This is a genomic window from Streptomyces sp. NPDC002499, assembly GCF_053595415.1.
The window spans coordinates 230,763-248,790 of record NZ_JBSFXO010000007.1 but is presented as its reverse complement, the minus strand read 5'-3'; the positions used below and the strand labels follow the sequence as shown (position 1 = coordinate 248,790).

The following is an 18,028-nucleotide window of genomic DNA, read 5'->3' as shown; positions in this document are numbered from 1 at the left end:
TCCCAGAATTCCCTTCAGCACTTTTCATCGACGGAACAACCGAACGGAAACTCCGACCGTCTAAGTCGGCGAATCAATGACGTGCGGGGGCAACGAAGATGGATCGCTCGACCCTGTCCACAGGCTTTTCCTGTGGCGTGAAACGGACCATCTTTCCGGCCCGGCCCAGACAGCGCGCGGCCCTGCTCGCCGCGCTGGTCACCGTCGCCGTGTTCTGCGCCGCGGACGTCGTCGCGCGCAGTTACCCCTTCGGGCCGAGAACGCGGAGCGTCAACGACCTCGGCAACCAGTACGTCCCCTTCCACGCGCACCTGTGGGACCTGCTGCACGGCCGCGCCGACGGCGGCCTCCTCGTCAACTGGCAGTCCGGCTACGGCGCGAGCTTCCTGCCCGACCTCGGCACCTACCTCAGCAGCCCGTTCGCCCTGCTCGTGGCCGTGTTCCCGCGCGATGAGATCGACCTCGCGGTGTACGTCGTCACGGTGTCGAAGACGGCCGCCGCCGGCGCGGCCATGGCCTGGCTGCTGCTCACCCTGCGCCCCGGCCGCTGGTGGGCGGCGGCGCTGCTCGGTGCCTCGTACGCGCTGTGCGGCTGGAGCTTGGCCGTCGCCTCGTACAACCCGATGTGGCTGGACGGCCTGGTCGCGCTGCCGCTGTTCTGCCTGGTCGGCGAGTGGACGCGGCACCGGAGGCGCCCGCTGCTGGGTGTGGTGATCGTGGCGGTGGGCTGGATCGCCAACTTCTACACCGCGTACATGGCCACGATCGGCGCGGGCCTCGTGCTGCTGCTCCAACTCTGGCTCTCCGGACTGCCGTTGTGGCAGAAGTTCGCCACGGCGGGCCGCGCCGCCGCCACCGTCGCCCTCGGCGTAGGCCTGGCCGCCCCGCTGGTCACGGTCGTGTACTTCGGCACCAAGCACGCCTACCCGGGCCGGGTCGTGCACTTCACACCCGTGGCCACGAAGGACATGCTGGCCCGCCTGCTCCCGACGACGTACAGCTTCGGCACACCCGCCCTCTACGTCGGCACGACCGCGCTGCTGCTCGTCCTCGCCCTGCCCTTCCACCGCAAGGTCCCGCACCGGGTGCGCGGCGGCTGGACGGCACTGGTCGCCGCGGTGGCGCTGTCGCTCCAGTGGGAACCCACCCACCTGGTCTGGCACGCCTTCGCCACCCCACAGGGCAGCGCCTACCGTCAGGCCTTCGTGCTCTGCGCCCTGATGGTGATCGCCGCCTGGCACGCCCTCTCGTACGGCCCACCGGACTGGCGTGCACTTGGCGCGGCGGCCGGACTGCTGGCTGTGATCACGGCGATCGCGAGCCGCAGCGATTTCGTCCGCCCGGTGACATGGCTGGTGCTGGGGCTCGCGGTCGTGGGAGCGGTGGGGGGACTCGCGCTGCTGGGGCGGCTGGACGGGAGGACGGGTGTCGGGGATCGAGGCCTTGGCCGGGCGGGCGAAGTCGCCGGTGCGGAGACCCGAATCCCGGCGGGCGTGCGCCCGGGAGCCGGAGACAGGGGCCCTGCGGACGGGCCGGATCGACCCGACGGGCCCGGCTCTGCCGACGGCCCGGTGCCGGTCGGCGACCGGTCGCCGACCGGCTTCCCGGCCGGCGCCGATGACACCGCTCCCTCGGACGGCCGGATGCGATCGACTGCCGATCGCATCCGAGCCGCCGCCCGACGCCGCGACCTGCTCGCCGACAGATCCCTCCCCTCGCTGCCCGCCCGACGCCGCACCCTCCTCGCCGGCCTCGCCCTCGTCCTGCTCTTCGGTGGTCAGTTCGGTGAGGCCGCCGCCACCTCCGCCGTGGCGAGCAGGCTGCGGCTCGGGTCCATGGACGACTACGCGCCCTGGGGGGACCGTCAGGAGACGCAGGCCTCGCTGATCGCGCGGGCGGACGGGTGGCCCGACTACCGCACCGACCCGGGCCGGGAGCAGACCGTCGGCAACGACGCGCTTCTGGTCGGTGGTCAGGGCGCCCAGTACTACAGCAGCCTCACCGCCGACGTCCTCAGCCGTACGCTCACCGCGCTCGGCGACGGCTGGACCTCCCGGGGCCGCAGCCTCCAGAGCCTCGACAACGCCGTCACCGACGCGATCTTCTCCGTCGGCGCCCGGGTGCACTCCCTGCCCGACCCGCACCAGAACTGGTTCCCGCAGGACGGCTCCGGGCCCACCGTGACCCACGAGGACGTACCGCCGCTGGTGACGGTACGACCGTCCGACGCGTCCTCGCGGGCGGACTTCGGGGCGTCCCCGTACCGCAATCAGGAGTTGGTGCTCGCCGCCCGCGTCTACACCGTCCCCGATGTCACCGTCCGCACGAGCAGCGGAAAGCCGCCGCGTGTCGGAAACGCCGCCCATCCCGGGCTGCTCGTCGACCTTCCCGCCAAGGGCGGCGCCAACAGGCCGACGATCACGGCCAGTTGCCCGGCCGGCAGCCAGGTCTATCTGTGGGCTCCGCACTACGCGGGCACCGCGCAGTTGGGCGACGGGCCGACCGGGCGGTTCCGGTCGGACGCGCTCGGCGCCAAGATCGCGGCGATGCAGCCGCTCGGCACCGCCCCGGCCTCCGGGCGGCTGAAGATCGAACTGACCCCCAGCCGGCCGAGCCGTGTCCCCGAAGGTGCCGTCGGCTGCCTGGACACCGCCCGGCTGCACACCGCCGTGGAGCACCTCAAGGCCACCGGCGCCACGAAGGTGAGCGTGGACGACGGCACGGTCAAGGCCGAACTCCCGGCGGGCAGCACCGGAATCGCTGTCGTGGCGGCTCCCCGCATCGCCGGCTGGCGCTGTGCCGTCGGGGCCGGCTCCGCCGTACCGGCCAAGGCCTACCACGGCCTGATCGCCGTACCGCTGGACGGCTCCTCTACCGCTCTGACCTGCACCTTCCACCCGCCCGGGCTGCGTCTTGGCACCGCGGTCGGAGGCGCCTCGCTGCTCACCGTGATCCTGCTCGGCGTCCTCGGCGCCGTCCGCCGACGACGGGCCGCTCGGCCGCAGGACCTGTCGCCCACGACCACCAGACACCTAGACCGGGCGAGCGCATGACCCGCGCTCGGCGACCGTTTCCCAGGGGGGAAAGTCCATGCTGATCTCGATCGTCGCACCGTGTTACGACGAGGAAGACGTCATCGAGCGCTTCCACGACCAGGTCCAGAAGGTCGCGGAGGAACTGCTGCCACTGGGCCACGACATGGAGTTCGTGTACATAGACGACGGCAGCCGCGACCGCACGCTCATGGTCCTGGAGCGACTGGCCGGGCTCGACAAACGCGTGCGGTACGTCTCCTTCAGCCGCAACTTCGGCAAGGAAGCGGCGCTGTTGGCCGGGTTGCGGCACGCCTCCGGTGACTGTGTCGTCGTCATGGACGCGGACCTCCAGCACCCGCCCGAACTCATCAAGCGCATGGTGGAGTTGCGCGCCGAGGGCTACGACCAGGTCATCGCCCGCCGTACCCGCACCGGCGACGGCATGGTCCGCACCCTCACCGCCCGCCTCTACTACCGGTTCGTCAACCGGCTCATGGACGTCGAACTCGTCGACGGCGTAGGCGACTTCAGGCTGATGTCGCGCCGGGTGGTGGACGCGGTCCTGGACCTCACCGAGTACAACCGCTTCTCCAAGGGCCTGTTCGCATGGGTCGGCTTCCCGGCCACGACCTTCGAGTACGAGAACGCCGCCCGCGAGGCAGGACGCACCTCGTGGTCCTTCAAGGGCCTGCTCAACTACGGCCTCGACGGCCTCCTCTCCTTCAACAACCGCCCGCTGCGCGCCGCCCTCTACCTCGGCATGGGCCTGCTGCTCTGCGCCGGTCTCTACACCGGCTGGATCGTGGTCGCCGCGCTCGTCCATGGCGTCCAGACCCCCGGTTATGTCACGATCATCACCGCCGTCACCGGCGTCGCGGGGGTGCAGATGATCATGCTGGGTGTCATAGGCGAGTACACCGGACGGATCTACTACGAGGTGAAGGGGCGCCCGCACTTCCTGGTGAAGGCGAGCAACGTGGAGCGGACAACGGACTGCCCCACGGACGGCAGGACGAAGGACCTCATTCCCTGATGGAGAGTTCCCTGAAGCCGAGTTCCCCGCCGTCGAGTTCTGCCGGATCGCGGGGTCTGCTGTCACGGCAGATGATCGTCTTCGCCGTGATCGGAGTGGTGAACACGGGCACGTACTACGGCCCGTACCTGGTGTTCCTCACCCGTTTTCCCTATCTGGTGGCGCATATTCTCGCCACGGCCATCAGCATGACCGGATCCTTTTTCCTGAACGCGCACTTCACTTACCGGACCCGTCCGACCTGGCGGAAATTCCTGCTCTTCCCGCTGACGAATGCGGCCAATTTCGTGGTCACGACGGCGGGCGTCTACATCCTCGTCGACCTGCTGCACCTCGACAGCCGCTACGCCCCGCTGCTCGCCTCGCTGGCGGCGATTCCGGTGACGTTCGTGGTCTCGCGGCGGATCATGCTGCCGAAGGCGGAGACCTCCGGGTCGAAGGCGGAGGCCCCCGCGCGGCAGGCAGAAGCGGACGGGATTGCATAAACGTGCAGCGAAACGTATAGTCATGCCATCCAGGAGGAGGATGACATGGCGGTACGTGCGGCGGTGGCCGGGGCGAGTGGATACGCGGGCGGCGAGCTCCTGCGACTGCTCCTCGCGCACCCCGAGGTCGAGATCGGCGCCCTGACCGGCAACTCCAACGCCGGACAGAGACTCGGCGCACTCCAACCGCATCTGCTGCCGCTGGCCGACCGGGTCCTCGAGGAGACCACCACCGACGTCCTCGCCGGACACGACGTCGTCTTCCTCGCCCTGCCCCACGGCCAGTCCGCCGCCGTCGCCGAACAGCTCGGCCCCGACGTGCTCGTGGTCGACATGGGCGCCGACTTCCGGCTCGCGGACGCGGCCGACTGGGAGAAGTTCTACGGCTCCCCGCACGCCGGCACCTGGCCCTACGGCCTGCCCGAACTGCCGGGCGCCCGCGCCGCGTTGGAGGGGTCCAAGCGCATCGCGGTGCCCGGTTGCTACCCGACCGCTGTCTCCCTCGCCCTCTTCCCGGCCTACGCCGCCGGGCTCGCCGAGAGCGAGGCCGTGATCGTCGCCGCCTCCGGCACGTCCGGCGCCGGCAAAGCGGCCAAGCCGCACCTGCTGGGCAGCGAGGTCATGGGGTCCATGTCGCCGTACGGCGTCGGGGGCGGCCACCGGCACACCCCCGAGATCATCCAGAACCTCGGCGCGGTGGCGGGGGAGCCGGTCGCCGTCTCCTTCACGCCGACGCTCGCGCCGATGCCCCGCGGCATCCTCGCCACCTGCACCGCGAAGGCGAAGCCCGGCGTCACCGCCGAGTCCGTCCGCGCCGCCTACGAGAAGGCCTTCGCGGACGAGCCCTTCGTCCACCTCCTGCCCGAGGGGCAGTGGCCCGCCACGGCGTCCGTCTACGGTTCCAACGCCGTTCAGGTGCAGGTCGCGTACGACGAGGCCGTGGGACGGATCATCGCGATCAGCGCCATCGACAACCTGACCAAGGGCACCGCGGGCGGTGCCCTGCAGAGCATGAACCTCGCCCTCGGGCTCGACGAGTCCACCGGGCTGACGACGATCGGAGTCGCGCCGTGAGTGTGACGGCAGCACAGGGATTCACGGCCGCGGGCATCGCCGCCGGAATCAAGGAGAACGGCAACCCCGACCTGGCCCTCGTGGTCAACAACGGGCCCCGCCTCGCCGCCGCGGGCGTCTTCACCTCCAACCGCGTCAAAGCCGCGCCGGTGCTCTGGTCCGAGCAGGTGCTGAAGGGCGGCCAGGTCTCCGCCGTCGTCCTCAACTCCGGTGGCGCCAACGCCTGTACGGGGCCGAAGGGCTTCCAGGACACGCACGCCACGGCCGAGAAGGTCGCCGACACGCTGGAGCTGAACGCGGCCGAGGTCGCCGTCGCCTCGACCGGACTCATCGGGCTGCTGCTGCCGATGGACAAGCTCCTCCCCGGAGTTGAGGCCGCAGCCGCCCAACTCTCCGCGCACGGCGGCGAGAAGGCCGCCATCGCCATCAAGACCACCGACTCCGTCCACAAGACCGCCGTGGTCACGAAGGACGGCTGGACCGTCGGCGGCATGGCCAAGGGCGCCGGCATGCTCGCCCCCGGCCTCGCCACCATGCTGGTCGTCCTCACCACGGACGCGGTCGTCGAGAGCGACGTACTGGACAAGGCACTTCGGGACGCCACGCGCACGACCTTCGACCGGGTCGACTCCGACGGCTGCATGTCCACCAACGACACCGTGCTGCTGCTCGCCTCGGGCGCCTCCGAAGTCACCCCTGAGTACGCGGAGTTCGCGGAGGCTGTCCGGGCCGTCTGTGACGACCTCGGTCAGCAGCTGATCCGGGACGCCGAGGGTGCCAGCAAGGACATCAAGGTCGAGGTCGTCAACGCCGCGAGCGAGGACGACGCCGTCGAGGTGGGCCGCTCCATCGCCCGCAACAACCTCCTCAAGTGCGCGATCCACGGCGAAGACCCCAACTGGGGGCGGGTGTTGTCCGCGATCGGCACGACGAAGGCCGTCTTCGAGCCGGACCAGCTCAACGTCGCGATCAACGGCGTGTGGGTCTGCAAGAACGGCGGGGTCGGCGAGGACCGCGACAAGGTCGACATGCGCTACCGCGAGGTGCACATCGTCGCCGACCTGGCCGCGGGTTCCGAGACCGCGACCATCTGGACCAACGACCTCACCGCCGACTACGTCCACGAGAACAGCGCGTACTCGTCATGAGCAATGTGACCCGGAAGCACACCGCGCTGCCCAAGGCCCAGATCCTCATCGAGGCGCTGCCCTGGCTGGTCCGGCACAACGGCAAGACGGTCGTCATCAAGTTCGGCGGCAACGCCATGATCGACGAGGACCTCAAGGCCGCGTTCGCCCAGGACGTCGTGTTCCTGCACCACGCGGGCCTCAAGCCCGTCGTCGTGCACGGCGGCGGCCCGCAGATCAGCGCCGCCCTCGACAAGCACGGCATCGTCAGCGAGTTCAAGGCCGGCCTGCGCGTCACCACCGAGGACGCCATGGACGTCGTCCGCATGGTGCTCGCCGGACAGGTCCAGCGCGAACTCGTCGGGCTGCTCAACCAACACGGGCCGCTGGCCGTGGGGTTGACCGGCGAGGACGCGCACACCATCACCGCCACCAAGCACCGGCCCGAGATCGACGGCGAGTTGGTCGACATCGGGCGGGTGGGCGAGATCACCGCGATCGACACGGGCGCGATCGAGGCACTGCTCGCCGACGGCCGGATCCCGGTCATCTCCTCGATCGCCCGTTCCGAGGACGACGGACATGTCTACAACGTCAATGCTGATACGGCGGCTGCGGCACTCGCTGCGGCACTGGGCGCCGAAACCCTCATGGTCCTCACGGACGTCGAGGGCCTCTACGAGGACTGGCCGCACAGCGACGAGGTGATCAGCCGCCTCACCGCTTCCCAACTGGAGAAGCTGCTGCCGGAGTTGAGCTCCGGCATGGTGCCGAAGATGGAGGGCTGTCTGCACGCCGTGCGCGGCGGAGTCACCACCGCCCGCGTCATCGACGGCCGGGTCCAGCACTCGATCCTGCTGGAGATCTTCACCGACGAGGGCATCGGCACGATGGTCGTGGCCGACGAGCAGGAGGGGGACGCCGAATGACCGCCAACGAAGAGTTGACGGAGCGGTGGCAGGGCTCGCTCATGAACAACTACGGCACCCCGCGACTGCCCCTCGTGCGCGGCGCGGGCGCCAAACTGTGGGACGCCGACGGCAAGGAGTACCTCGACTTCGTCGGCGGCATCGCGGTCAACGCGCTCGGCCACGCCCACCCGGCGATCGTCGAGGCCGTCAGCAGGCAGATCGCCTCCCTCGGCCACGTCTCCAACCTCTTCATCGCCGAACCGCCCGTCCTCCTCGCCGAACGGCTCCTCCAGCACTTCGGCCGGGACGGCAAGGTCTACTTCTGCAACTCGGGCGCCGAGGCCAACGAGGGCGCCTTCAAGATCGGCCGGCTGACCGGCCGGCCGCACATGGTCGCCACCGAGGGCGGCTTCCACGGCCGCACCATGGGCGCCCTCGCGCTCACCGGCCAGCCCGGCAAGCAGGAGCCCTTCCTGCCGCTGCCCGGTGACGTCACCCACGTTCCCTACGGCGACGCGCAGGCGCTGGCCGCCGCGGTCACCGAGGAGACCGCGATCGTCGTCATCGAACCGATCCAGGGCGAGAACGGCGTCGTGGTGCCCCCGCCGGGCTACCTCAAGGCAGCCCGCGCGATCACCGCGGCCACCGGATCGCTGCTGGTCCTCGACGAGGTGCAGACCGGCGTCGGGCGTACCGGCCACTGGTTCGAGTACCAGGCCCACGACGGCGTCCTGCCCGATGTGGTCACGCTGGCCAAGGGGCTCGGCGGCGGGCTGCCGCTCGGCGCCACCGTCGCCTTCGGACGCGCCGCGGAGTTGCTCCAGCCGGGGCACCACGGCACGACCTTCGGCGGCAACCCCGTCGCCTGCGCCGCCGGACTCGCCGTCCTCGACACGATCGAGAACGAGGGGTTGCTGGAGAACGTCAAGCGGCAGAGCGAGAGGTTGCGGGACGGAATCGAGTCGCTCGGCCATCCCGTGATCGGCCATGTCCGGGGCGCGGGCCTCCTCCTGGGTATCGTGCTCACCGAGCCGCTCGCGCCCAAGGTGCAGCAGGCGGCTCAGGAGGCCGGCTTCCTGGTGAACGCGCCCGCCCCCGACGTCGTACGGCTGATGCCACCGCTGAATCTGCGCGACGACGAGGTGGACGCGCTGATCGCTGCGCTGCCCGGCGTCCTGGACGAGGCACACGGGGACGGATGATCCGGGAATGAGACGACGACGATGAGTCAGGCGCAGGACGACGACGTACAGCATGCCGGGCCCGCCGTGCCGCAGACGCGGACCGCGCGGCATCGGCGGATCGTGGACATCCTCAATCGGCAGGCGGTGCGGTCGCAGAGCCAACTGGCGAAGCTGCTGGCGGATGACGGGCTGACGGTCACTCAGGCGACGTTGTCCCGGGATCTCGACGAGTTGAACGCGGTGAAGATCCGTAACACCGAGGGCGATCTCATCTACGCGGTGCCCAGTGAGGGCGGTTTTCGCACGCCCCGGGCGCCGTTGGGGGAGTCGGCGAAGGAGGAGCGGATGCGGCGGCTCTCTTCCGAGCTGCTGATCTCTGCGGAGGCTTCGGCGAACCTTGTTGTGTTGCGGACGCCGCCGGGTGCTGCGCAGTTCTTGGCGTCGGCGATCGATCAGGCCGAGCTGCATGACATCTTGGGGACCATCGCCGGTGATGACACGTTGCTCTTGATCAGCCGGGAGGCTACGGGGGGTCAGGCGCTGGCCGAGCATTTGTTGCGGTTGGCTCAGAACGGGCATTGAGGTGGTTCGTCGGGTGCGGGCCGTCAGTGGTTGCTCGCGCCCACGCGGCGGAGCCGCACATCGATACAGCCCCGCGCCCCTAGGTGACTCCACCTAGCCCAGTCGGGATGCCAGGCCTCCTGTGCATCTGACCTCGTCGCCCGCCGTTATCAGCAGGGCCTCTACGTCCGGCAACGACTCCAGCCAGCGCAGGCCCTGCCTCGAACCCATCGCGAAAGCCGCCGTCGCCCAGCAGTCCGCCCACGTCAGTTGGGGGGCGACCACCGTTACCGCCACCAGGTCCGAGATCGCGGAGCGGCCCGTGCTGGGGTCGACTATGTGCGTGCCGCGTTCCGCCGTGCCCGACGTCGCGACCGCCAGTTCGTCCATGCCCGCGGCCGAGATGACCGCCGCGAGGCCGCCGGGGCGGATCGGGTCCGACACGCCTACGCGCCAGGGGCGTTGGGGGCCGGGGACGCCGAGGAGCTGGACGTCGCCGCCGCCGTTGACGCTGACGCCCGTCGCGCCGGCCGCCCGTATGAGGCGGGCCGCGCGTTCCGCGGACCAGCCCTTGACGATGCCGGTCGGGTCGAGCCGGCCCTGGTACGTCGTGCTGAACCAGCCGTCGCTCAACCGCTCGGCCTCCGCGCCCAGTTCGAGGACCTCGGCGACCTCGGGGTCGCACTCCGCGAGGGTCAGTTCAGCGCGCGCCAGCCGGGAGATCTGACTGTCGTCGCGGTAGGTGCTGAACACCTCGTCGACCCGGTGCAGTCCGGCGACGGCCTCCTCCAGCGCCGCGCGCACCGCACCGGGCTCCCCACCGCGGACGTCGAAGGAGAAGACGGTCCCCATGACCTCCTCCGCATGACGTACCGCGGCGGGAGCTTCTGCCGATTCGGCCACCGCCTCAGCCACCGGCCTGGTCCAGCGCCGACTGCAGGGACTGCTTGTAGCCCGCGCTCGTGTACGTGGCGGTCGAGACCGAGTCGATGTCCGCGCTGCCCTTGGCGACGGCTTCCTGGTTCAGCTTCGGGATGGCCAGCGCCGTCTTCTGGTCGCTGGTGCCGCCCTTGGGCGCCTGCACCGCCTCGGCCTTGGTGATCTTGCCGTTGCTGACGGTGATACGGACCTGGACCGCGCCGTACATCGTCTGCGCGACGGCGCCCGTCACCGTCTTCGCCTGCGTGGAGCCGGAGTCGGAGCCCGAGCCGGCGCCGGGGGAGGACCCCGTACCGCCGCCCTGCGCGTTGCCGGCCGCCTTCATCTTGTCGATGGCCGACTGCAGGGACTGCTTGTAACCGCCGCTCGTGTACGTGGCACTGGACACCGAGTCGATGTCCGCGCTCTGGGCGGCGACGGCCTCCTGGTTGAGCTTCGGGATGGCCAGCGCGGTCTTCTGGTCGCTGGTGCCGCCCTTGGGGGCCTGGATCGCCTCGGCCTTGGTGATCTTGCCGCCTGCGACGGTGAGCCGTACCTGGACGACGCCGTACTCGGTCTGGGCCGGGTTCCCGTCGACGGTGCCCGTGCCGGTGGCCGCGGCGCCGCCCTGGGGCGACTCCTGGGCTCCCACCGTCTGCTGCGGCACCACGCCGGCCGCCGCGGCGCCCGGGTCGGACGCCGGCTTCAGCGACAGCAGCAGCACCACGCCCGAGACGGTGGCGGCGGTGGCCAGCACGACACGCCGGATGGGATGACTCTTCCTCATCGGTTCAAAGCTCCTGAAGTCCCGTCGCTCACATCTCGAACGACTCGTGATGGATGCGGCGGGCGGGCACTCCCGCGCCGCGCAGTGCTTCGTACACGGACTGCGCGAACCCGGGCGGGCCGCACATGAACACGTCGTGGTTGTCGATGTCCGGCAGCTTCTGCCTGAGCCGCTCCGCCGAGATGTCGGGGCGCTCGCCGTCCGGGCTGTTGACCGCGTACATCAGGCGGGCGCCGCGGTCGTTGGCGATGGCGGCCAGCTCGTCCCACAGGGCCAGGTCCTGGGTGGTGTTGGCCCGGTACAGCAGCGTGATGTCGCCGGAGGCGCCGGGCAGCGTCTCGAACAGCGCCCGCATCGGCGTGATGCCGACCCCGCCCGCGACCAGCAGCACCTTGCCGCGGCTGCGACGCTGGGCGGTCAGCGCGCCGTAGGGACCCTCGGCCCACACCTTGGTGCCGGGCGTCAGCTCGCGCAGCCGCGCGCTGTGGTCGCCGATCGCCTTCACCGTGATCCGCAGCATGTCGGGGCGGGGCGCCGCCGACAGCGAGTACGGGTGGGAGGAGAACCGCATGCCCGGCGCCAGGAACCGCCAGCGGAAGAACTGCCCCGCCTGCGCGCCCATCCGGTGCAGCTTGCGCCCGCTGATGAGCACCGACACGATGCCCGGCGTCTCCTCGATGACCGCCTCGACGCGCATGCGGTGGCGGAAGTTGAGCCGGATCGGGGCGAGGATGCGGTACCAGAGGACAAGCGCGGTGACCGCCCCGTAGAGCACGTACCAGAAGGTCTTGGCGGTCGGCTCGACGGCGAAGTCGTTGCCGGTGGAGATCTGGTGCCAGAAGGTCAGGAAGACCGCCGCGTACGTCAGCAGGTGGACGTGGTACCAGGTGTCGTACGGGATCAGCTTGCGGATTCCGCCGACCGAGATCAGGCCGATGAAGAACAGCAGGCCGGTGCCGATGGCGGCCTTGCCCATGTCAGGCAGCTGGTTCACGGAGTCGATCGTCTGCTGGACGATGTCGCCGAGCGACTTGCCGGCCTGCAGCGCGTAGCCCCACATCGTGAGGAACACGTGCGCGATCACCAGGCAGACCGTGTAGCGGCCGGACATCGCGTGCCAGCGGGCCACCCGGTCCGAACCCACCCGGCGTTCCAGGGCGGGTACCCGGGCCATCTGAAGGACGACGAGAGCCATCAGGTAGCCGGCCAGCAGACCGGTGATCCGGCCCGCGTTGAGGATCTTGCTGTTGTTGTCGGCGATCGACGGTGTGTTGTGCCACCACAGCCACAGCACGCCGACCGCGCCCGCGAAGACCGCGAGCAACAGGACGGTCGCCGGGGAGCGGCGCGGACGGATGCGGCGCATCGTCTGGCGGCGGGCGGCACGGCCGCCTGCGAGCGTGGTGGTCACGTTTCCTCCGGGAACGGGGGCAAGGGGGTAGGCGTGGGGTCCCTTGGCCCTGAGATACGTGCCGTGACGCCTGTGTGTTCAGCCGTGACCGGAGTCTCCTACGACTCAGTAGCGAGTGATCCCCGTGCTCCCGCCCGTCGTGCCGATCGCGATGTGCGGCTCGCTCCAGGGCCGCACCCAGGTGAGGATCGCGCGCATCGCGTCGTCGGACACCGACACGCAACCGGCCGTCGCCCCACGCCCGTTGACGTGGAGGAAGATCCCGGCACCGCGACCCCGCACCCGCTGGTGGTAGTTGAAGCCGACGACGAGCGCGTAGGCGTACTGCGTGGTGTAGGAGGCGAGTTGCTCGGACTCCGAGGCGCGGCAGTCCTTCGGGCGGGGCTCGGTCCAACGGTTGTAGAAGACCGAGGAGTTGTCCTCGCACCACCAGGAACTCGCGTGCACGGCACGGTACTTGTAGCGCGTGCCGCCCGGCGCGGCCTTGATGCCGAAGGCGAAGGGGAGGTCGTACAGCCCGGTGGGTGTCGTGTTCGTGCCCTGCTTGCGGGCGGTGCCCTCGACGAGCCCCTTCGCGCCGAACCGGGCCGCGGCCGAACCGGCCTTCACCCACTGCCCGTTGCGCAGGTCCCACCACGTCACCGTCCCGGTGGTGGACCCGGTCGAGGAGGCGACGGCGGTGATCAGCTGGCTGCCGCCCCCGGTGTCGGCCATCCGGGCCGGCAGCGGCGGGGCGGCGTCGGGCGCCGCGGCGCCGAGCACGAGAAGGGAGGCGGAGACCAGGGAACCGGCGGCGAGAGCTGAGCGCATGGCTCAGACCGTAGAGGGCGGCAGCGGCAACGGCAGCCCGGGTAGGCCATCCAGGCTCGTGGCGATGTGGTCCTTCTTGGTGAAGTACGCGCTGAGCGAGTCGTCGTCCTCGCGCGCGAACCGCTTGCGGTGCAGATCACGGTCCTCGTCGTACGACATGTAGGGCACCGCGTATCCGCAGCTGTCCCGGACGAGTTCGGCCGTCACGACGATGACCGCACGCAGCCCGTGCTGGGTCGGGTCGATGTCCGGGAAGTGGGTGAGGAGTTCCTTGAAGCGGGGGTCGTCCCGGAAGACCGGTTCGCCGCGGCCGTGCACCCGCACGATGTTCGGCGGGCCCTGGAAGGCGCACCACATCAGGGTGATCCGGCCGTTCTCGCGCAGGTGCGCGATCGTCTCCGCGTTGGACCCGGCGAAGTCCAGATAGGCCACCGTGAGCTCGTCGAGCACCACGAAGGAACCCTTGAGGCCCTTGGGGGAGAGGTTGACCGTCCCGTCGCCGGACAGGGGAGCGGTCGCGGTGAAGAAGAGGGGCTGCGCCTCGATGAACGCGCGCAGTCTGCCGTCTATGCGTTCGTATGTCTTTCCCACGTCAGCCGATTATGAACGCAATTCTTTCGACTGTCTAAGGAATTGTCGGGTCCGTATGCGACACGCGACGCGTACGGACCCCGCCGTGGCCACCCCGGCCGGCGCTCACTCGGGGCGGCCACAGCGCCTGTCACGTCACTGGGTGAGCGTGCAGGCGGCCAGGGAGTCCAGTCCGGCCGGCTTCTCGGCCGTGCGGCCGATGGAGATGGCGATGCGGTCGATGGTCGAGGTCCGCTTGTCCGCCAACGGGCCCAGGATGGCGTTCTGGACGAAGTTGGCGCCGCCCTGTCCGACGGTGTCGACGAGGCGCTTGTTGGCTTCGTCGATCTGGGTCTGGAGAAGGGCGAGGTTGCGGTCGACCTCGGCCTGCGCGGACGCCGGGATCTCCGGCAGCTGCGAGGCGACGTCCGGGCAGCTGATCGTGCCGACGCCGGTGTTCTCGCCGCCGGCCGCGTCACCCGCACCGGTCGCGCCCTCGGCACCCTCCGCCGCAGCGGCCGTCTCGCCGGGCGCGGCGGAGACGTCGTCACCGGCGCCCGTGTCCTCACCCGTGCCCGTGTCGCCACCGGTGTCGGCGACGCCCCCGGCGTTCAGGGTGCAGGGCGCCAGCGCGTCCAGTCCGGTCGGCTTCTCGGCGGTGCGGCCGATCGCGGTGGCGATGCGGTTGACGGTGGCGATCCGCTTGTCCTCCAGCGGGCCGAGGATGGCGTTCTGGACGAAGTTGGCGCCGCCCTGTCCGACGGTGTCGACGAGACGCTTGTTGGCTTCGTCGATCTGGGTCTGGAGGAGGGCGAGGTTGCGGTCGACCTCGGCCTGCGCGGACGCCGGGATCTCCGGCAGCTGGGACGCGACGTCCGGGCAGGCGATCGTGCCCGGGTCGGCCAGCGTCCGGGCGGTGTTCCCGTTGCTCTTGGACGACTCCCCGGCCAGTGCGGAACCGGCGATCACCGCGCCGGACAGCACCAGCGCGGCAGCACCGCCGATGAACGCGACGCGGCGCTTGTTGTACTTCGGAAGAGCCCTGGACATGGGGATGCCTCACTCAAGTCGGGGGTGTGTCGGGGGTGTTCGGTGTTTACAAACGCGGCGCCTGCGTTCGGCGAGAGGTACGGGCAAGCGGTTTCTGATGTTCAAGGAAGTTGCAAAATTCCCGGCCGGGTATCCCGTCGGCGTGCCGACCCGGCCCTTGGCCGACCGTCTCTCGCACCCCGGATTGACGAACCATGCAGAGTGCTGCATACTCATGCATGTCAGCGAATGCACTGTGAGGAGAAACCCGTGACCGAGCGCGTCGTACTCGCCTACTCAGGCGGATTGGACACCTCCGTCGCCATCGGCTGGATCGCCGAGGAGACGGGCGCCGAGGTCATCGCCGTTGCGGTCGACGTCGGCCAGGGTGGCGAGGACCTGGACGTCATCCGCAAGCGCGCCCTCGCGTGCGGTGCGGTCGAGGCCGAAGTGGCCGACGCCAAGGACGAGTTCGCCGAGGAGTACTGCCTCCCGGCGATCAAGGCCAACGCCCTCTACATGGACCGCTACCCGCTGGTCTCCGCGCTCTCCCGGCCGACGATCGTCAAGCACCTGGTCGCCGCCGCCCACAAGCACGGCGCCACCACGGTCGCCCACGGCTGCACCGGCAAGGGCAACGACCAGGTCCGCTTCGAGGCCGGCATCGTCGCCCTCGCCCCCGACCTCAAGTGCATCGCCCCGGTCCGCGACTACGCGATGACCCGTGACAAGGCGATCGCGTTCTGCGAGGCCAAGAACCTCCCGATCGCGACCACCAAGAAGTCCCCGTACTCCATCGACCAGAACGTCTTCGGGCGCGCCGTCGAGACGGGCTTCCTGGAGGACATCTGGAACGCCCCGATCGAGGACATCTACGAGTACACCCAGAACCCGGCGGTCCAGCGGGACGCCGACGAGGTGGTCATCACCTTCAAGGCGGGCGTCCCGGTCGCCCTCGACGGCAAGCCCGTCACCGTCCTCCAGGCCATCCAACAGCTCAACGAGCGCGCCGGCGCCCAGGGTATCGGCCGGATCGACATGGTCGAGGACCGCCTGGTCGGCATCAAGTCCCGTGAGGTGTACGAGGCTCCGGGCGCGATCGCCCTGATCACCGCCCACCAGGAGCTGGAGAACGTCACCGTCGAGCGCGAACTCGCCCGCTACAAGCGGCAGGTCGAGCAGCGCTGGGGCGAACTGGTCTACGACGGCCAGTGGTTCTCCCCGCTCAAGCGCGCCCTCGACGGCTTCATCGACGAGGCCAGCCAGCACGTCAACGGCGACATCCGCCTCACCCTGCACGGCGGCCGCGCGGTCGTCACCGGCCGGCGCTCCGAGTCGTCCCTGTACGACTTCAACCTCGCCACCTACGACACCGGCGACACCTTCGACCAGGCCGCGGCCAAGGGCTTCATCGACATCTACAGCCTGTCGTCGAAGATCGCCGCCAAGCGGGACCTGGCGTAACCCCCGCGGGTGCCTCGCGCACGCTGACCTGACAGCCGCCTCCTCACCTGAAAAGGTGGGGAGGCGGTGGCACATCCACCCCCTTTCCCACCCCTTCCGAGGAGTACGAGCAAGTGAGCAGCAACAGCGGTGACGTACGGCTCTGGGGCGGCCGTTTCGCCGACGGTCCCGCCGAGGCCCTGGCGAAGCTGTCCGCGTCCGTCCACTTCGACTGGCGGCTCGCGCCCTACGACATCGCCGGTTCCCGAGCCCACGCGCGCGTGCTGCACAAGGCGCACCTCCTCACGGACGACGAGCTGACCCGCATGCTGGCGGGCCTCGACCAGCTCGCGGCGAACGTCGCCGACGGCACTCTGGTCGGCACGATCGCCGACGAGGACGTCCATACGGCCCTGGAACGCGGCCTGTTGGAGATCCTCGGCCCCGACCTCGGCGGCAAGCTCCGCGCCGGCCGCTCACGCAACGACCAGGTCGCCACCCTCTTCCGCATGTACCTGCGGGACCGCGCCCGGACGATCGGCGGCCTGATCGCCGACCTCCAGGACGCGCTGATCGGCCTCGCGGAGGCCCACCCGGACGTGGCGATGCCCGGCCGCACCCACCTCCAGCACGCCCAGCCGGTCCTGTTCGCCCACCATGTCCTGGCCCACGTCCAGCCCCTGTCCCGGGACGCGGAACGCCTGCGCCAGTGGGACGAGCGCACCGCCGTCTCCCCGTACGGCTCCGGCGCCCTGGCGGGCTCGTCCCTGGGCCTGGACCCGGAGTCGGTGGCGAAGGACCTCGGCTTCGAGCACGGCTCGGTCGCCAACTCGATCGACGGCACGGCGTCCCGCGACTTCGTCGCCGAGTTCGCGTTCATCACGGCGATGATCGGTGTGAACCTCTCCCGGATCGCCGAGGAGGTCATCATCTGGAACACGAAGGAGTTCTCCTTCGTCACCCTGCACGACGCCTTCTCCACGGGCTCGTCGATCATGCCGCAGAAGAAGAACCCCGACATCGCGGAACTGGCGCGAGGCAAGTCGGGCCGCCTGATCGGCAACCTGACGGGCCTGATGGCGACGCTCAAGGCGCTGCCTCTCGCGTACAACCGCGACCTCCAGGAGGACAAGGAGCCGGTCTTCGACTCCATCGACCAACTCGAGGTCCTGCTCCCGGCGTTCACCGGCATGATGGCCACCCTCACGGTCCACCGGGACCGCATGGAGGAACTGGCCCCGGCCGGCTTCTCCCTGGCCACCGACATCGCCGAGTGGCTGGTCAAGCAAGGCGTCCCGTTCCGGGTGGCGCACGAGGTCGCGGGCGAGTGCGTCAAGGTCGCGGAGGCCGAGGGCATCGAACTGGACGGCCTGACGGACGAACAGTTCGCGAAAATCTCCGCCCACCTGACCCCGGAGGTCCGGACGGTCCTGAACGTGCCGGGCGCCTTGGCGTCGCGTAACGGCCGCGGCGGCACGGCCCCGAGCGCGGTGGCGATCCAACTGGCAGAGGTGAAGCGGGACTTGGCGGCCCAGCAGGAATGGGCCACAGCCAAAGACAAGCGGTAGGGGCAGGGTCTTTCAGGGGCGCGGGGAACTGCGCGACGAGCCACGACGCACCCGCACCCGCCAAACCACCACAACCCCCCGA

General features: G+C 70.0%; 16 protein-coding genes. 10 read left to right on the top strand and 6 right to left on the bottom strand.

Annotation, left to right across the window (positions count from 1 at the left end):
• The first annotated feature begins 98 nt into the window (after positions 1–98).
• The 8 genes from ACWD5F_RS21235 (at position 99) to ACWD5F_RS21200 (ending at position 9,431) form a co-directional block, all read left to right on the top strand.
• Entirely contained in the window at positions 99–3,053 is a 2,955-nt protein-coding gene (locus ACWD5F_RS21235) for a YfhO family protein (RefSeq protein ID WP_451256295.1), read from the top strand.
• A 37-nt stretch (positions 3,054–3,090) separates the two neighbouring features.
• On the top strand, positions 3,091–4,068 hold the full coding sequence (locus tag ACWD5F_RS21230) for a glycosyltransferase family 2 protein (RefSeq protein WP_401725055.1): 978 nt from the start codon (positions 3,091–3,093) through the stop codon (positions 4,066–4,068).
• A gap of 71 nt (positions 4,069–4,139) precedes the next feature.
• Positions 4,140–4,553, top strand: a complete 414-nt coding sequence (locus tag ACWD5F_RS21225; protein WP_451256293.1) for a GtrA family protein — start codon at positions 4,140–4,142, stop codon at positions 4,551–4,553.
• A gap of 45 nt (positions 4,554–4,598) precedes the next feature.
• Complete coding sequence (gene argC / locus ACWD5F_RS21220; protein WP_451256291.1) at positions 4,599–5,627, top strand: N-acetyl-gamma-glutamyl-phosphate reductase; 1,029 nt, start codon at positions 4,599–4,601, stop codon at positions 5,625–5,627.
• Positions 5,624–6,775 (top strand): bifunctional glutamate N-acetyltransferase/amino-acid acetyltransferase ArgJ, encoded by a 1,152-nt coding sequence (gene argJ / locus ACWD5F_RS21215; RefSeq protein ID WP_451256289.1) that lies wholly within the window; start codon positions 5,624–5,626, stop codon positions 6,773–6,775. The genes argC and argJ overlap by 4 nt, the downstream gene beginning before the upstream one ends.
• A complete protein-coding gene (gene argB, locus ACWD5F_RS21210; RefSeq protein WP_401725066.1) occupies positions 6,772–7,683 on the top strand; it encodes an acetylglutamate kinase in 912 nt (303 codons plus the stop codon). Before argJ ends, argB begins: the two co-directional genes overlap by 4 nt.
• Positions 7,680–8,867 (top strand): acetylornithine transaminase, encoded by a 1,188-nt coding sequence (locus tag ACWD5F_RS21205; RefSeq protein WP_451256287.1) that lies wholly within the window; start codon positions 7,680–7,682, stop codon positions 8,865–8,867. The genes argB and ACWD5F_RS21205 overlap by 4 nt, the downstream gene beginning before the upstream one ends.
• A gap of 21 nt (positions 8,868–8,888) precedes the next feature.
• A complete protein-coding gene (locus tag ACWD5F_RS21200) occupies positions 8,889–9,431 on the top strand; it encodes an arginine repressor (protein WP_124002766.1) in 543 nt (180 codons plus the stop codon).
• A gap of 93 nt (positions 9,432–9,524) precedes the next feature.
• Here ACWD5F_RS21200 and ACWD5F_RS21195 read toward each other — a convergent pair whose 3' ends face one another.
• The 6 genes from ACWD5F_RS21195 to ACWD5F_RS21170 all read right to left on the bottom strand — a co-directional run bounded on the left by ACWD5F_RS21195 (position 9,525) and on the right by ACWD5F_RS21170 (position 14,956).
• Entirely contained in the window at positions 9,525–10,262 is a 738-nt protein-coding gene (locus tag ACWD5F_RS21195) for an FAD:protein FMN transferase (protein ID WP_451256285.1), read from the bottom strand.
• A gap of 55 nt (positions 10,263–10,317) precedes the next feature.
• Positions 10,318–11,115, bottom strand: a complete 798-nt coding sequence (locus tag ACWD5F_RS21190; protein WP_451256283.1) for an FMN-binding protein — start codon at positions 11,113–11,115, stop codon at positions 10,318–10,320.
• A gap of 28 nt (positions 11,116–11,143) precedes the next feature.
• Positions 11,144–12,526 carry a ferredoxin reductase family protein gene (locus ACWD5F_RS21185; RefSeq protein WP_451256281.1) on the bottom strand — a complete coding sequence of 461 codons (1,383 nt, stop codon included), beginning with the start codon at positions 12,524–12,526 and terminating at the stop codon, positions 11,144–11,146.
• A 105-nt stretch (positions 12,527–12,631) separates the two neighbouring features.
• Positions 12,632–13,336 carry a L,D-transpeptidase family protein gene (locus tag ACWD5F_RS21180; RefSeq protein ID WP_451256279.1) on the bottom strand — a complete coding sequence of 235 codons (705 nt, stop codon included), beginning with the start codon at positions 13,334–13,336 and terminating at the stop codon, positions 12,632–12,634.
• Between the two features lie 3 nt (positions 13,337–13,339).
• On the bottom strand, positions 13,340–13,927 hold the full coding sequence (locus ACWD5F_RS21175; protein ID WP_451256278.1) for a pyridoxamine 5'-phosphate oxidase family protein: 588 nt from the start codon (positions 13,925–13,927) through the stop codon (positions 13,340–13,342).
• A 135-nt stretch (positions 13,928–14,062) separates the two neighbouring features.
• A complete protein-coding gene (locus ACWD5F_RS21170; protein ID WP_451256276.1) occupies positions 14,063–14,956 on the bottom strand; it encodes a hypothetical protein in 894 nt (297 codons plus the stop codon).
• Between the two features lie 249 nt (positions 14,957–15,205).
• On the opposite strand from ACWD5F_RS21170, the gene ACWD5F_RS21165 reads away from it, so the two are divergent.
• Together ACWD5F_RS21165 and argH are read left to right on the top strand one after the other, a co-directional pair.
• The gene (locus tag ACWD5F_RS21165) at positions 15,206–16,399 is read left to right on the top strand and encodes an argininosuccinate synthase (RefSeq protein WP_401725098.1); all 1,194 of its coding nucleotides are present in this window, start codon (positions 15,206–15,208) and stop codon (positions 16,397–16,399) included.
• Between the two features lie 113 nt (positions 16,400–16,512).
• A complete protein-coding gene (gene argH, locus ACWD5F_RS21160; protein WP_451256274.1) occupies positions 16,513–17,946 on the top strand; it encodes an argininosuccinate lyase in 1,434 nt (477 codons plus the stop codon).
• Positions 17,947–18,028: the final 82 nt, after the last annotated feature.

Excerpts from the sequence above, each read along its gene's own strand:
- ACWD5F_RS21170 (WP_451256276.1), bottom strand. The coding sequence starts at position 14,956 with ATGTCCAGGGCTCTTCCGAAGTACAACAAGCGCCGCGTCGCGTTCATC.
- ACWD5F_RS21225 (WP_451256293.1), top strand. The coding sequence starts at position 4,140 with ATGATCGTCTTCGCCGTGATCGGAGTGGTGAACACGGGCACGTACTAC.
- ACWD5F_RS21235 (WP_451256295.1), top strand. The coding sequence starts at position 99 with ATGGATCGCTCGACCCTGTCCACAGGCTTTTCCTGTGGCGTGAAACGG.
- argC (WP_451256291.1), top strand. The coding sequence starts at position 4,599 with ATGGCGGTACGTGCGGCGGTGGCCGGGGCGAGTGGATACGCGGGCGGC.
- argB (WP_401725066.1), top strand. The coding sequence starts at position 6,772 with ATGAGCAATGTGACCCGGAAGCACACCGCGCTGCCCAAGGCCCAGATC.
- ACWD5F_RS21230 (WP_401725055.1), top strand. The coding sequence starts at position 3,091 with ATGCTGATCTCGATCGTCGCACCGTGTTACGACGAGGAAGACGTCATC.
- ACWD5F_RS21205 (WP_451256287.1), top strand. The coding sequence starts at position 7,680 with ATGACCGCCAACGAAGAGTTGACGGAGCGGTGGCAGGGCTCGCTCATG.
- ACWD5F_RS21180 (WP_451256279.1), bottom strand. The coding sequence starts at position 13,336 with ATGCGCTCAGCTCTCGCCGCCGGTTCCCTGGTCTCCGCCTCCCTTCTC.
- ACWD5F_RS21195 (WP_451256285.1), bottom strand. The coding sequence starts at position 10,262 with ATGGGGACCGTCTTCTCCTTCGACGTCCGCGGTGGGGAGCCCGGTGCG.
- ACWD5F_RS21190 (WP_451256283.1), bottom strand. The coding sequence starts at position 11,115 with ATGAGGAAGAGTCATCCCATCCGGCGTGTCGTGCTGGCCACCGCCGCC.
- ACWD5F_RS21200 (WP_124002766.1), top strand. The coding sequence starts at position 8,889 with ATGAGTCAGGCGCAGGACGACGACGTACAGCATGCCGGGCCCGCCGTG.